Source organism: Bosea sp. OAE506 (assembly GCF_040546595.1).
In the GTDB taxonomy this organism is placed as follows: Bacteria; Pseudomonadota; Alphaproteobacteria; order Rhizobiales; family Beijerinckiaceae; genus Allobosea.
In genome coordinates this window covers 4,188,445-4,201,782 of sequence record NZ_JBEPOB010000001.1, presented here as the reverse complement: position 1 = coordinate 4,201,782, position 13,338 = coordinate 4,188,445, and the positions used below count along the sequence as shown (strand labels likewise).

The following is a 13,338-nucleotide window of genomic DNA, read 5'->3' as shown; positions in this document are numbered from 1 at the left end:
GTGGTGCGGCGAAACTATCGCTTTTCCCGCCATCGGCGGCGACCCATGATGGCCTCATGCGAAGCGGACACCACCCGACCCTCGGCATCCTCGCCGACGATCTGACCAGCGCGGCCGATGGCGCCGGTCCCTTCGTCATGCGCGGCCTGTCGGCATCGATCGGTCGCGGTCGGCTGCCGCGGCAGGAGCGGACGGTCACGGCCGTGGACAGCGGCGCCCGCTCTGTTCCGGCGCAGGAGGCCGCGGCGAGGGTGGCGGCGCTGACCGCTCCGCTCGCGGCGCGTGACATCCTGTACAAGACGGTGGATTCGACGCTGCGCGGGCATGTCGCGATCGAACTGGAAGCCTGCTTCCGGGCGAGCGGCCGTGCGACGCTGGTGTTCGCGCCGGCCTTTCCCGAGGCGGGCCGCACGACGGTCGGCGGCATCCAGCTCGTCGACGGCGTTCCGGTCTCCCAGACCGTCTATGGACGTGATCCCGTCCATCCCGCCCGGCATTCGGCATTGGCCGATCTCGTTCCAGCCTCGATCGGAAACGTCGCGCTGCTGGATGCCGCGACGCAGGACGAACTCGACGCAAAGGTCGCAGCCCAGCCTGATCCCGCCACGATCCTCTGGGTCGGTTCGCCGGGCCTGGCGAAGGCGCTGGCGCGTCGGCTGGCCCCGGGCAGCCCGCCGCCCGCAACCGCGGTGCTCGCCGGTGGCGAGATCCTGGTCGTGGTCGGCACGGCCAATCCGCTGAGCCACCGCCAGGCGGACGCCTTGCGCGCGGTCGCCGGTGCCACCGTGTTGCGGAGCCCGGACAGCCGTCAGACCGATCCCGCCGCGGTGCTGGACCGCCTCGCAAACGATGCTCTGGACAGGATCGACGGAGGCACCGTCGCCGCCATCATCGCGACCGGCGGGGACACGATGGAGGCCATCCTGCAGCGCCTGGGCATCGACGAGTTCGAGATCCTGCGCGAGCTTGCCCCGGGCTTCCCGCTGGGCCGCGCCCTCGACCGTCGGGGACAGCCGCTGCTGCTCGCCATGAAGGCGGGCGGCTTCGGGAACGACCAGACCCTGCGCGACGCCGTTGCGCAGCTCCGCCCGCCTCGCGCATCAGGACTTCGGGAAGCGCCATGAACAGCCAGGCCCCACTTGCGATCACGATGGGCGATGCCTCCGGCATCGGGCCCGAGATCATCGCCAAGACGTTCGCCCGGGGCGGCGAGCGCGCCGTCGTCTATGGCAGTCAGGCCGTGATGACAGACATTGTCCGCCGGCTCGGACTCGGTCTGACAATCCGCAGCGTCGCCGGCCCGCAGGCGGAGACGCCGCAGGCCGGCTGCATCGACGTGATCGAGGCCGGCCGGATCGTGGAGCCGCCGCCGCTGGGCCAGATCAGCGCCGTCTCCGGCCAGGCCGCCTTCGACGCGATCGTGGCAGCCATCGCCGCCGCCAAGGCCGGCGAGGTCAGCGGCATCGTCACGGCGCCGATCCACAAGGAGGCGCTGTCGCGGGCCGGCATCAAATATCCCGGCCATACCGAAATCCTGGCCGATTATGGCGGCGCCGAGCGGGTGGCGATGATGCTCGCCAATGACGAGATCCGGACCGTGCTGGTGACGATCCACACCTCGCTGCGGACCGCGATCGATCAGGCGGATTTCGCTGCCCAGATGTCGGCGATGCGACTGGCGCATGAGGGCGGCATTGCACTCGGGATCCCGGCCCCGCGCATCGCGGTCGCTGGCCTTAACCCTCATGCCGGCGAGGGCGGGCTCTTCGGCGACGAGGAAATCCGCATCATCGCGCCGGCCATTGCGGCCGCACGGGCCGAGGGAATCGATGCCAGCGGTCCCTGGCCGGGTGACACCGTCTTCATGCAGGCGCGCCAGGGCCGCTTCGACGTCGTGGTGGCGCAGTACCATGACCAGGGGCTGATCCCGGTGAAGTATCTCGGTCTCGAGAAGGGCGTGAACATCACGCTGGGATTGCCCTTCGTCCGCACCAGTCCCGACCACGGCACCGCCTTCGACATCGCGGGTCAGGGCATTGCCGATGTCGCCTCCATGGAAACTGCCCTGGCCTATGCGCACCGGCTGGTCGCCGCGCGGGCCACGAGCCACACGAGCTGAAAGACCACACCATGGGACTTCGCTTCATCTTCATGCTGACGCGCAGCGACCGCACGGTCGAGGACGCGGCGGACCAGTTACAGACGGCGCTGAGCCTCGGCGTCCGGCATATCGGCTTCAAGGACATCGGGCTGCCGATCGCGCAACTGAAGGCCCTGAACGCCGCGATCAAGACCGGCGAGGCCACCTCCTATCTCGAAGTCGTCTCGCTCGACCGAGACAGCGAGATCGCATCGGCCAGGGCGGCGCTCGAAATCGGCGTCGATGTGCTGCTGGGTGGCACACGGGCGGAAGACGTCCTGCCCGTGATCGCCGGCTCCCGCATCCAGTACTGCCCCTTTCCCGGCCGGATCGTCGGCCATCCCAGCGTCCTCGAAGGCAGCCTCGCCGAGATCGTCGAGAGCGCCAGGGCGCTCGCCGCCCATGACGGCGTGCACGGGCTCGATCTGCTGGCCTATCGCTTCAAGGGGGACGTCCCGGCCCTGATGCAGGCCGTCTGCGCTGCCGTCGCCAAGCCTGTCTACATCGCCGGCTCGATCGACACGCCCGAACGCATCGCCATCGTCAAGCAGGCCGGGGCGGCCGGCTTCACCATCGGCACCGCGGCGCTGGAGGGGAAATACCCGGCCGACGGCGTCTCGGTGCCGGACCAACTCGCCGCCATCATCCGCGACGTCGCGCGGCTGAACAATCACCTCTCGCCCTTCAGCAAGAAGAACCTCGCGGCCTCCTTCGCGGCTCTGCCGACGGCCGGTGACGCGCTCGTCTCCGGCCAGGTCAACGGCATGCCGATCGGCCTCACCCGCTTTGCGGGCACCGCGGCCTGGCAGTTCGACCTGCACAGCGACAAGCTGATCTTCGTCCACAAGGGCCGGCTCTTGATGGCGTTCCGGGACCGGGAGGAGATCGTCGGGGAGGGCGAGTTCATCGTCGTCCCGCATGGCGTCGAACATCGGCCGGCTGCGCTCGACGGAATCTGCGAGGCCGTCGTCGTCGGCCCGGCCAAGCCCGCTTCGTAAAGGCGCGATTGAGGCGCCTGCCTCAGCCACAGGACCAACGACAAGCGCCGGCCCCTTGCCAAGGGCCGGCGCTTGCGTTTGCCGTCATGCGTCACGCCAACACGCAGCCGTGAAGCGAGTTGAAGAACGGTTGATCGCCAGGCTCCGAAATTCGTGACGGCATGCGCTTTCGGCGCGCCGTGAGGAGCTGCCCATGATGTCGATCAGCCCAGACCGATCCGATAGCCCGGCGAAGTGGCTGGGTGTCGCAGCGGATGGACACAGCCGACATCACCCGACCGGCCGCGGGGCGCTCAGCATCCTCAAGGGGATGGCCACACCACCCATGCGCCGCCTCTCGCTTCACCTTCCGACTCCGCGAACCTTGATGAGGACGAAATGACCCTTGCCATCCTGCTCCGCACCACCTGCGTCGGGGCCATCTGCGCGTTCGCCCAGGCGTCCCCGTCGCTCGCCCAGAATGCGACGACGGAAACCATCGTCGAAACCATGCGGACCTTGTCCGGCAAGCAGTCGACCCGGCCGAGCGGTGCCAAGGGGCAATGCTTCACCGCCCGCTTCATACCGAGCGCGGAAGCCCGGCAGCTGTCGAAATCGCCCGCCTTTGCGGGCGAGCGGGCCGCCGTGGTGCGGTTCTCGGTCGGAAGCGGCAACGCCAAGGTCCCGGATGCGACCAGGACTGTGAATCGCGGCATGGCACTGCGGATCGATCCCAACGGCCCCGGTCAGACCGAGTTCGTGATGGTCAACGCTCCGGTGAATTTCGTGAAGTCTCCGGACCAGATGCTCGCCTTCCTCCAGGCGAGGCTGCCCGGCGCCGACGGCAAGCCCGATGCGGCGAAGATCAAGGCCTTCTCCGACGCCAATCCCGAGACTGCGAACCAGGGTCGGTTCCTGGCGGGCCGGCCCGTCCCGGCCTCGTGGGTCGGTGTCAGCTACTGGGCGATCCACCCCTACACGCTAACCAATGCACAGGGCGCGACGCAGATCGTGAAGTTCAAGCTGTCGCCCAAGGGCGGCGAAGTCGGCCTGAGCGACGAGGAAGCCAAGGGGAAGCCGGCCGACTTCCTCGTCGATGAGCTGAAGGCGCGCCTGGCGGAGAAAAAGCCGGCCGGTTTCGAGGTTCTGGCCATTCTTGGCTCGGCCGGCGAAGCCGCCATCCCGGCGACGCAGACTTGGCCGGATGAGGAGACGCGGCGCAGCGTCAAGCTGGCCGAACTCACCGTGACCGGCCTGGCGGACAACGAGATCTGCGATCGCGAGATCTTCGACCCGACCAGACTGGCGGAGGGCGTGGCGGGTCCCACCGACGACCCGCTCTTCGCCGAACGGGCGCCCGCCTATGCGATCTCGATCACCCAGCGGCATTGAGGCTGGCCTCACCCGCTGCCGATGGCCCATGCGGGCCGCGTGAGGATCTCTGTTGCCGCGCCGCGTCGAGCGGCGCGGCGCGGGGTGTCTTCGTTCCCGCCCAGACGCGCTGGTCGAGATGATCGGCACGAAGGGCCGGCAACCATACGCACGCCTTTACGTAACCTTAGGTAGCCTCGCTGCACAGTAAAGGTGACGAACACGATCTTGCCGACGAAGGACGTATCGATGTCGATCCTTGCCTGCCTCGCAAACGGCGCTGAAACCGCAGGCCGTTCCGACGGGTTCATGATCGACCGAGTGCTTCAGTCGGTGCGCCAGCACTTGGGCATGGAGGTCGCCTATGTGTCGGAGTTCGTGCGCAATGAATCGGTCTTCAGGGTCGTCGATGCCCCCGGCCTGGAAGCGCTGATCAAGCCGGGTGACTCGCGCTCGCTCGACGATGTTTACTGCCGCCACATCCTCGCGGGCCGTTTGCCGGAGTTGATCCCCGATACCTCGGCCATTCCCTTTGCCGCGGCCATGCCGATCACCCAGGCTGTCCCCATCGGCGCCCATGTCAGCGTGCCCCTGACGCTGTCGGACGGGTCCGTCTTCGGCATGTTCTGTTGCCTGAGTCCGCATGCCAACCATTCGCTCAACGGGCGCGATCTGCAGGTCATGCGCGCCTTCGCGGACATCACGGCCCAGCATATCGATGAGGATCGGCGCAGCAGCCGCGATCGCGATGCAAGGCAGGCCCAGATCGCCCAGATCATCGACGATCGCGCCTTCGACATCCATGTCCAGCCGATCTGGGATTTCGCCAGCGATCGTGCCGTCGGCTTCGAGTGCCTGGCGCGCTTCTCCCAGGAGCCCCGGCGCTCGCCCGACAAATGGTTTGCTGAAGCCGCCGAGCTCGGCCTTGGCGTACCGCTGGAACTGGCGGCGATCGAGGCCGCTCTCGATCATGCCGGGCGTTTGCCGGACCATATCTACCTGACGATCAATGCCTCCGCCGATGCGGTGATGGCGCCGGAATTCGGCGACGTCGTCAGCCGGCTGGACCCGCATCGTCTCGTGATCGAGGTGACGGAGCATGGCTTGGTGCAGGACTATGAAGGTCTGCTGGCCAAGCTCGACGGGCTTCGCAGTCAGGGCGTCCGCCTCGCGGTCGATGATGCGGGGGCCGGTTATTCGGGCCTGCAGCACATCGTTCGCCTGAAGCCCGACATCATCAAGCTCGACATGTCCCTCACGCGGAATGTGGATGGCGATCCGGCCCGGCGGGCGCTCGCCAGTGCGCTGATCTTCTATGCGCGCGAGACGGGCTGCCAGATTCTGGCCGAGGGGATCGAGCGCGATGCCGAATTGCAGACCCTGAAGCTGCTGGGCGTCAGCAAGGGCCAGGGCTACTGGCTCGGTCGGCCCGTGCCGATCGACGTCGCCGTCTCGGAGCTGTCATCGGTGGCCGCCTAGCGCCTGCGGCCAAGGCCAGGCTCCGGCGCCCGCAGGCCCCCGCGTCAGTCGACAGGGCCTCTTCTAGAGGAAGGTCGACGTCGCGGCGGGTGTCCCGTCCAGCGTATGGGCCATGAACTCGAGCGCACTGCGCAGCCGCTCGCGCGGCAGCGGGCCGCCCAGACAGATCCGCACGGACTCGGGTGGCGCCCCTTCGACGGTGAAGGCGTCGCTGGCGACGATGCCGAGGCCCGTCGCGCGCATATGGCCGATGAAGGACGAACGCGTCCAGGCTTCGGGCAGCGGCACCCAGAGATTGAAGGCCAGCGGATCGGCCTTGAAGCTGTTGGGAGGCAGGATCTCGGCAGCCAACTGCTGTCGCGCGATCGCTTCCTGGCGGATGAAGCGCAGGATCGCGTCCGCCGTGCCGTCCTCGATCCAGCGCGTCGCCAGCGCCACCGTCAGCGGCGAAGCCATGATGTTGGCCGCGCGCATTGCAGCCGCGAAGGGCCAGGCCTGCTTCGCCTCCGGTGCGACGACATAAGCCGCGCGCAGGCCCGCTCCGATGCATTTCGCCAGCCCTGCGATGTGCCAGGTCAGATCTGGGGCGATCGCGGCGAACGGAGCCGGTCCGTGGGCCGGAATGAAGCCATAGGCGTCGTCCTCGACGATCGGCAGGCGGTGGCGGCGCGCGACGGAGGCCAGTGCCTCGCGGCGGGGTTCGGATATCGTCAGCGTGGTGGGGTTGTGCAGGGTGGGGTTGAGATAGAGCGCCTTGGGCGCATGGCGCCGGCAGGCCTCGGCGAGAGCATCGGGCGTCACGCCGTCCTCGTCCATCTCGAGGCCGACGAGATTCAGGCCGAGCTGTGCCGCGATCGAGCGGCAGCCCGGATAGGTCACCGCCTCGCACAGGATGGTGTCGCCCGGCCTGGCGAGAAGCCCGAAGATGCCGAGCAGCGCAGGATGAGCGCCCGGCGTCACCAGGAGCCGGTCGTGGCTGGGCACCAGAGCGCGCCGCCCCAGCCAGTTCGAGGCCGCATCCTTGTCGGCCTGCGCGCCGCCGAAGCCCTGATAGCGCAGCAGGCCCACGAGGTCGCGCCCCACCTCCGCCAGCCCCGCGCTCATCCGCCCCAGCAGATCGGGATCATCAGGCTCGGGCGGCAGGTTCATCGACAGGTCGACGGGCGAGGGCACATGAGTCCGCCCGGGCGCCGAACGCGGGCGCGGCAGGCTGATGAAGGTGCCCTGGCCGACGCGGGATTCGACGAGGCCGCGCTTCTGGGCCTCGACATAGCCGCGGGCCACAGTCGTGAAATCCACGGCCAGACGCTGGGCGAGCTTGCGCTGCGGCGGCAATCGATCCCCCACCGCCAGTCGCCCCGCCCGCACATCCAGTGCGATGGCATCGGCGATGGCGAGGTAGCGCGGCAGGTCGCTCAGCGAGAGGTCGGGTGTCCAGGCCAGCATCGTTTTCGGGTCTCGCGTGACGCAATCAAGATTGACTGTACATTGTAGCATTCCATCCTGTCACGCAATTTGCTTTGTCGGGGAAAACGGCGTCGCGATGCTCTGAGGGCGCCCCAATTTAATCGTTTGTCGAATTTTGTTGCGCGCGATCATATATCAAGCAGGTATTTATTCGCGGTCCTCGTCGAGTGATCGCATTATTGACTGCATTCAAAACGTTTTACAGGCGCCTCATCGGGACCATCAATCTGGCATGCGGGTTGCAGATACCGGTTCGCAGCCCGCCGCTCCGAGGCGGTCGCCAGAAACGAGGTGAGCGATGCCAGCCGTCACGAAGGAAGCCAACAAGAAGGGCGATTTCCTGGTCGACTACGAAGAGAAGGTCTTCGAGGACGTCAAAGCCCAACCGGGCGAGAAGGCCCTGATCACCTTCCACACCGTCGCCTTCGAAGGCTCGATCGGTCTCGTCAACCTGCTGCAGGCCCTGCGGCTCCAGCGGAAGGGCTTCGAGACTTCGATCCTGCTCTATGGCCCCGGCGTTACGCTCGGCATCCTGCGCGGCTTCCCCAAGCTCGGCGACGAGCCCTTTCCGGGCGCGCAGAACTTCGGCAACCAGATCGAGAAGTTCATGGCCGAGGGCGGCAAGGTCTATTGCTGCCGCTTCGCGCTGCAGATGCTCTACGGCCATGGCGAGGGCTCGCTGATCCCCGGCATCAAGCCGATCAGCCCGCTCGACGTGCTCGACTGCGTCCTCCTGCACCGGCGCGACAACGCTTTCATTCTCAACACCTGGACGCTCTGAGGTCATCGCGATGGCGCAGGGCCCCATGATCCGCGTCGCCGCCATCCAGATCGCGCCCGATCTCGAGAGCGGGTCGGGCACGCTGGAGCGAGTGCTCAACGCCATAGGCGATGCCGCCGCCAAGGGGGCGAAGCTCGCGGTCTTCCCCGAGACCTTCGTGCCCTGGTACCCGTACTTCTCCTTCGTGCACCCGCCGGTCATGACCGGCGGGGAGCATGTCAGACTCTATGACAATGCCGTCACCGTGCCCGGGCCGGTCACGGAGGCCGTCGCCGCCGCCGCGCGCCGGCACGGCATCGTCGTCGTTCTCGGCGTCAACGAGCGCGATCACGGCTCGCTCTACAACGCCCAGATCATCTTCGACGCGACCGGGGAAATCCTGCTCAAGCGTCGCAAGATCACGCCGACCTTCCATGAACGCATGATCTGGGGCCAGGGCGACGGAGCCGGGCTCAAGGTTGTCGACACGGCGGTGGGACGCGTCGGCGCGCTCGCCTGCTGGGAGCACTACAATCCGCTCGCCCGCTACGCCCTGATGGCGCAGCACGAGGAGATCCACGTCGCCCAGTTCCCGGGCTCGCTGGTCGGGCCGATCTTCGCCGAGCAGATCGAGGTCACGATCCGCCACCACGCGCTGGAGAGCGGCTGCTTCGTCGTCAACGCGACGGGCTGGCTGACCGAGGACCAGATCGCCCGCATCTCGCCCGAAGAGGGGCTGCGCAAAGGTCTTCGCGGCGGCTGCATGACCGCGATCGTCTCGCCGGAAGGGCGCCATCTGGTGCCACCGCTCACCGAAGGCGAGGGCATTCTCATCGCCGATCTCGACATGAGCCTCATCGTCAAGCGTAAGCGGATGATGGATTCCGTCGGGCATTACGCCAGGCCCGAACTGCTCAGCCTGATGCTCGACAACCGCCCGGCCGAGCCGATGCGCACCCACGCCGCATTCCCCGTCTCATCCTTCGACAGGAGCAGCCCCGATGGAGCAGTCGATGCCCCAAGCCATGCCGACGGAGCACCTGATCAACGAGTTGCAATCCTTCGGGGTGCGGCTGGTTGATCCCAAGGCCGGCGCCGAAAGCCGGCGCGGCGGGGCAGGGCCCTCCGACCACAAGGCGATGACCATCGACGGCATGACGGTGATGGTGCCGGTCCATACGGCGCCCTCCTTCGACAGCCCCTATCTGGTCGAGCAGCCCGACGCCTTCGGAAAAAGCCGGATCACCCGCGAGGGACTTGTGCTCGGCGAGGTGTCGTTTCCCTTGCAGCCGCGCTTCTACGGGCTGAAGACCGCCGACGGCGTGCCCTATTCCAAGATCGCCGTTCTGCATGGGCGGGATGTGCTGGCGACCACCGTGCTGCAGACCTGCATCCGCTACCAGAGCCGGACCAAGACCTGCCAGTTCTGCGCCATCGGCCAGTCGCTCGCGGCAGGCCGCACCGTCGAGCGCAAGACACCGGCCCAGCTCGCCGAAGTCGCCAAGGCCGCCGTCGAGCTCGACGGCGTCAGGCACATGGTCATGACGACGGGAACGCCGTCCACCAAGGATCGTGGCGCTGCGATCCTCACCGAGAGCGCCCGGGCGATCAAGGCGGCCGTGCCGCTGCCGATCCAGGCCCAGTGCGAGCCGCCCGATGACGATGCCTGGTTCGGCCGCATGCGCGAGGCCGGCGTCGATGCGCTGGGCATGCATCTCGAACTCGTCATGCCGGAGCTGCGCAGGCGGCTGATGCCGGGCAAGGCCGAGGTCCCGCTGGAGCGGTACTTCACGGCCTTCGAGGCGGCTGTGCCGGTATTCGGGCGAGGCCAGGTCTCGACCTATATCCTGGCCGGGCTCGGCGACACGCGCGAGGCGATCCTCGACATCGCGCAGCGGCTGGTGGCGATCGGCGTCTATCCCTTCGTCGTGCCCTTCGTCCCCATCTCCGGAACGCCGCTCGAAAGCCATGCGACGCCGCCGGCCGCCTTCATGCATTCGATCCTGGGGCCGCTGGCCGGGATGCTGGTTTCGAGCGGCCTGAAGGCGATCGACGTCAAGGCCGGCTGCGCCAAATGCGGCGCCTGCTCGGCGCTCTCGACCTATGAGCGCGGCCAGGCCCTTCGGCAGGGAGGTTGCGCGTGATGTTCGAGCCCTTTGCCCCGTTTCTGCCGAGCGAGTACCGGATCAAGTTCGCGACCGAAGCCTGGGAGCGCGAGGGCGCAGCCAGGCTCAGGCGCAGGGTGTTCTGCGAAGAGCAGGGCCTGTTCTCGGGCGATGACCGTGACGCGATCGACGACCATGCGATCCTGCTCGTGGCGATCTCGCTCTGGGGCGTGGCGGCCGACGACGTGGTCGGTACCGTGCGCATCCATCAGGCCGAACCTGGATTGTGGTGGGGCTCGCGGCTGGCGGTCGAGGCCGGCCACCGTCGCGTCGGCGCGCTGGGGGCAACGCTGATCCGGCTGGCCGTGTCGTCCGCCCATGCGCTGGGGGCGCAGACCTTCCTCGCTCATGTCCAGAGCCAGAACGGGCTGCTGTTCCAGAAGCTGCACTGGGATGTGCTGGAGCCGGTCGATCTGCACGGGCACCCGCATCTGCGCATGCAGGCCGATCTGGCGCATTATCCGCCCTGTTTTACACCCGAGATCGGCTTCCAGGCGCTGCCGGCGCGGAAGGCCGCGTGATGACGAGCATCTCCTCCCTGTCGACGCTTGCCGCCACGCTTCGGGCCAGCCGCAGTTTCGGTGCCAAGGAGGATATCGGCCTCGTCGCCAGCGGGCTCGGTCTGTCGGGTTCATCGGCGGTCCCGGTGGGCGACGACTGCGCTGCGATCCCCGATGGCGAGGGCCATCTGCTCCTGGCGATCGAAGGCTTTATGAACGAGTTCGTCGCCGGCGACCCCTGGTTCGCCGGCTGGTGCGGCGTGATGGTCAACCTCTCCGACATCGCCGCGATGGGCGGCCGCCCGACCGCGATCGTCGATGCGCTCTGGGCCGACGGGGCAGAGAACGCCCGGCCGGTGCTCGAGGGTCTGCGGGCCGCATCGCAGGCCTATGGCGTGCCGATCGTCGGCGGACACAGCAACCTGCGCACGGATCGCGGCCAGCTTTCGGTCGCCGTGCTCGGTCGTGCCAAAGCGCTGCTGACGAGCTTCGACGCCAGGCCCGGCGACAGGCTCGTGGTGGCCATCGACCTGCGCGGGCGCTATCGCGAGCCCTTCTCGAACTGGGAAGCCGCGACGCAGGCGCCCGCGACGCGCCTGCGCGGCGACCTCGAGCTGCTGCCCGCCATCGCCGAGGCCGGCCTGAGCCGGGCCGCCAAGGATATCAGCCAGGGCGGCATCGTCGGCACGGCCGCCATGCTGGCCGAATGCTCCGGCGTCGGCATCGAGATTGATATCCGTGAGATCCCGGGCCCCGACGGCGTGCCGCTGGATCGGTGGCTGCTGACCTTTCCGAGCTTCGGCTACCTGCTCGCCGTTGCGCCTGCCGATGTCGCGGCCGTCACCGGCCGGTTCGCCGCGCGCGGCATCGCGGCCGCCGATATCGGCACGGTCACGACGGGCTCCGAGATCGCCATCACCGATGGCACGTCCCACGAAACCATCTGGAACGTCGCGGCCCGCCCGCTGCTGCGATGCGCGCCCGGGGAGGTTGCCGCGTGAGCCGTTCTCTGCGCATCGCCATCCTCGCCCATTCCACCAATCCACGGGGGGGCGTGGTGCATGCGCTGGCTTTGGGCGAGGCGCTGACCGCGCTCGGCCATGAGGCGGTGGTCCACGCGCCCTCGCGACCGGGGCAGCGCTTCTTTCGCGAGCCCGCCTGCGAAACCGTGCTGGTCCCAGCCGCGCCCTCCGGCGACGGTCTCGCGGCCCTCGTCGAGACCCGGGTCGGCGACTACGTGGCCCATTTCGAAAAGGGCGCGCAGCGCAGCTTCGACGTCTACCACGCCCATGACGGCATCTCCGGCAACGCGCTCGCGACGCTGAAGGCACGTGGCGTCATCTCCCGCTTCGCGCGCACCGTCCATCACGTCGATGCCTTCGCCGATCCACGGATCGAGGCCCTGCAGGCCCGCTCGATCGTGGAGGCGGACCGGCATTTTGTTGTCAGCCGCCATTGGCAGGCCAGGCTTCGCGGAGGGTTCGGGCTGGACGCCGACATCGTCGGCAACGGCGTCGACCGGCGCTTCTTCACGCCGCGTCCGGATGGCCGCGAGCAGGTGCTCAAGCAGAGTCTCGGCCTCGGATCCGGCCCTGTTCTGCTCGCCGTCGGTGGCGTCGAGGAGCGCAAGAACACCCTGCGGATGTTGCAGGCCTTCGCCCAGCTGCGCGCGATCCGGCCCGATGCGCAGCTGCTGATCGTCGGCGGGGCCTCGCTGCTCGACCATGCCGGCTATCAGCGTGCCTTCAGGGCCGAACTCGAAGCCGATCCCGACACCGCCCGCTCCGTCATCCTCGCCGGCCCGCAGCTTCAGGCCGACATGCCCGCTCTCTATCGGCTGGCGGACGCGCTGGTCTTTGCCTCCGTTAAGGAGGGCTTCGGGCTTGTGGCCCTCGAGGCGCTGGCCTGCGGGACGCCGGTCCTGACCTCCCATGTCCCGCCCTTCACCGAGCATTTCGGCCAGGACGACGTGGTCTGGTGCGACCCTCTCGATCCCGGGTCGATCGCCAATGGCATGGCGGCCGTGCTCATGCCCGAGCTTCGCGGCAGGCTGGAGTTGCGCCGTGAGGCGGCCCTGGCGCCCCATCGCTGGGACAGGACCGCCGCCGCCCATCTGCCGGCCTATCGCGCGTTCGCCACGATGCCGCTGCCGGGGACGGCACCGCAGGAGCTGGCCCATGCCTGAGATGCACTTCCACATCCGTTGGCCCGACGGCGAGAGCGAGCGCTGCTACTCGCCTTCCCTGGTCATCAAGGAGCATTTCGAGCCGGGGCAGAGCTACGAGCTCGCCGATTTTCTCGGCCGCAGCCGCCTCGCGCTGACCATCGCCAGCGACCGCGTGCGTGCGCGCTACGGCCATCCCTGTTCGCTGGCTCTAGGCCAGTTGGCCCGCATCGAGGCCAGAGCGGCGCGCTATCGCGCCGGGCCTGCCGCAGCCGTGCAGGTCGAGCGCTTCGAGGAATGAACCGGAGGATCGTC

General features: G+C 68.1%; 13 protein-coding genes. 12 read left to right on the top strand and 1 reads right to left on the bottom strand.

Features of this window, described 5'->3' with window-relative positions; all coding sequences use genetic code 11:
- Positions 1-56: 56 nt before the first annotated feature.
- From ABIE41_RS20435 to ABIE41_RS20415, 5 genes are all read left to right on the top strand, one after another.
- Complete coding sequence (locus ABIE41_RS20435) at positions 57-1,124, top strand: four-carbon acid sugar kinase family protein (RefSeq protein ID WP_192642072.1); 1,068 nt, start codon at positions 57-59, stop codon at positions 1,122-1,124.
- The gene (gene pdxA / locus ABIE41_RS20430) at positions 1,121-2,119 is read left to right on the top strand and encodes a 4-hydroxythreonine-4-phosphate dehydrogenase PdxA (protein ID WP_192642071.1); all 999 of its coding nucleotides are present in this window, start codon (positions 1,121-1,123) and stop codon (positions 2,117-2,119) included. The genes ABIE41_RS20435 and pdxA overlap by 4 nt, the downstream gene beginning before the upstream one ends.
- An 11-nt stretch (positions 2,120-2,130) precedes the next feature.
- On the top strand, positions 2,131-3,138 hold the full coding sequence (locus ABIE41_RS20425; RefSeq protein WP_192642070.1) for a cupin domain-containing protein: 1,008 nt from the start codon (positions 2,131-2,133) through the stop codon (positions 3,136-3,138).
- A gap of 378 nt (positions 3,139-3,516) precedes the next feature.
- On the top strand, positions 3,517-4,509 hold the full coding sequence (locus ABIE41_RS20420; protein WP_192642069.1) for a catalase: 993 nt from the start codon (positions 3,517-3,519) through the stop codon (positions 4,507-4,509).
- Between the two features lie 288 nt (positions 4,510-4,797).
- On the top strand, positions 4,798-5,967 hold the full coding sequence (locus ABIE41_RS20415) for a sensor domain-containing phosphodiesterase (RefSeq protein ID WP_192642068.1): 1,170 nt from the start codon (positions 4,798-4,800) through the stop codon (positions 5,965-5,967).
- A 63-nt stretch (positions 5,968-6,030) separates the two neighbouring features.
- On the opposite strand, the gene ABIE41_RS20410 is transcribed toward ABIE41_RS20415, so the two are convergent.
- Positions 6,031-7,413, bottom strand: a complete 1,383-nt coding sequence (locus ABIE41_RS20410; protein WP_192642067.1) for an aminotransferase-like domain-containing protein — start codon at positions 7,411-7,413, stop codon at positions 6,031-6,033.
- 319 nt (positions 7,414-7,732) lie between these two features.
- On the opposite strand from ABIE41_RS20410, the gene ABIE41_RS20405 reads away from it, so the two are divergent.
- The 7 genes from ABIE41_RS20405 to ABIE41_RS20375 are packed head-to-tail and all read left to right on the top strand — an operon-like array spanning position 7,733 to position 13,324.
- The gene (locus tag ABIE41_RS20405) at positions 7,733-8,215 is read left to right on the top strand and encodes an MSMEG_0572/Sll0783 family nitrogen starvation response protein (protein ID WP_192642066.1); all 483 of its coding nucleotides are present in this window, start codon (positions 7,733-7,735) and stop codon (positions 8,213-8,215) included.
- Between the two features lie 10 nt (positions 8,216-8,225).
- The gene (locus tag ABIE41_RS20400) at positions 8,226-9,275 is read left to right on the top strand and encodes a Nit6803 family nitrilase (RefSeq protein WP_192642065.1); all 1,050 of its coding nucleotides are present in this window, start codon (positions 8,226-8,228) and stop codon (positions 9,273-9,275) included.
- The gene (locus tag ABIE41_RS20395) at positions 9,208-10,338 is read left to right on the top strand and encodes an MSMEG_0568 family radical SAM protein (protein WP_354192960.1); all 1,131 of its coding nucleotides are present in this window, start codon (positions 9,208-9,210) and stop codon (positions 10,336-10,338) included. The genes ABIE41_RS20400 and ABIE41_RS20395 overlap by 68 nt, the downstream gene beginning before the upstream one ends.
- Positions 10,335-10,880 (top strand): MSMEG_0567/Sll0786 family nitrogen starvation N-acetyltransferase, encoded by a 546-nt coding sequence (locus ABIE41_RS20390; RefSeq protein ID WP_192642064.1) that lies wholly within the window; start codon positions 10,335-10,337, stop codon positions 10,878-10,880. The genes ABIE41_RS20395 and ABIE41_RS20390 overlap by 4 nt, the downstream gene beginning before the upstream one ends.
- Entirely contained in the window at positions 10,880-11,860 is a 981-nt protein-coding gene (locus tag ABIE41_RS20385; RefSeq protein WP_192642063.1) for a sll0787 family AIR synthase-like protein, read from the top strand. Before ABIE41_RS20390 ends, ABIE41_RS20385 begins: the two co-directional genes overlap by 1 nt.
- Complete coding sequence (locus ABIE41_RS20380) at positions 11,857-13,044, top strand: MSMEG_0565 family glycosyltransferase (RefSeq protein ID WP_354192957.1); 1,188 nt, start codon at positions 11,857-11,859, stop codon at positions 13,042-13,044. Before ABIE41_RS20385 ends, ABIE41_RS20380 begins: the two co-directional genes overlap by 4 nt.
- A complete protein-coding gene (locus tag ABIE41_RS20375; protein WP_192642061.1) occupies positions 13,037-13,324 on the top strand; it encodes an MSMEG_0570 family nitrogen starvation response protein in 288 nt (95 codons plus the stop codon). Before ABIE41_RS20380 ends, ABIE41_RS20375 begins: the two co-directional genes overlap by 8 nt.
- Positions 13,325-13,338: the final 14 nt, after the last annotated feature.

Excerpts from the sequence above, each read along its gene's own strand:
- ABIE41_RS20435 (WP_192642072.1), top strand. The coding sequence starts at position 57 with ATGCGAAGCGGACACCACCCGACCCTCGGCATCCTCGCCGACGATCTG.
- pdxA (WP_192642071.1), top strand. The coding sequence starts at position 1,121 with ATGAACAGCCAGGCCCCACTTGCGATCACGATGGGCGATGCCTCCGGC.
- ABIE41_RS20425 (WP_192642070.1), top strand. The coding sequence starts at position 2,131 with ATGGGACTTCGCTTCATCTTCATGCTGACGCGCAGCGACCGCACGGTC.
- ABIE41_RS20420 (WP_192642069.1), top strand. The coding sequence starts at position 3,517 with ATGACCCTTGCCATCCTGCTCCGCACCACCTGCGTCGGGGCCATCTGC.
- ABIE41_RS20415 (WP_192642068.1), top strand. The coding sequence starts at position 4,798 with ATGATCGACCGAGTGCTTCAGTCGGTGCGCCAGCACTTGGGCATGGAG.
- ABIE41_RS20410 (WP_192642067.1), bottom strand. The coding sequence starts at position 7,413 with ATGCTGGCCTGGACACCCGACCTCTCGCTGAGCGACCTGCCGCGCTAC.
- ABIE41_RS20405 (WP_192642066.1), top strand. The coding sequence starts at position 7,733 with ATGCCAGCCGTCACGAAGGAAGCCAACAAGAAGGGCGATTTCCTGGTC.
- ABIE41_RS20400 (WP_192642065.1), top strand. The coding sequence starts at position 8,226 with ATGGCGCAGGGCCCCATGATCCGCGTCGCCGCCATCCAGATCGCGCCC.
- ABIE41_RS20395 (WP_354192960.1), top strand. The coding sequence starts at position 9,208 with ATGCCCCAAGCCATGCCGACGGAGCACCTGATCAACGAGTTGCAATCC.
- ABIE41_RS20385 (WP_192642063.1), top strand. The coding sequence starts at position 10,880 with ATGACGAGCATCTCCTCCCTGTCGACGCTTGCCGCCACGCTTCGGGCC.
- ABIE41_RS20375 (WP_192642061.1), top strand. The coding sequence starts at position 13,037 with ATGCCTGAGATGCACTTCCACATCCGTTGGCCCGACGGCGAGAGCGAG.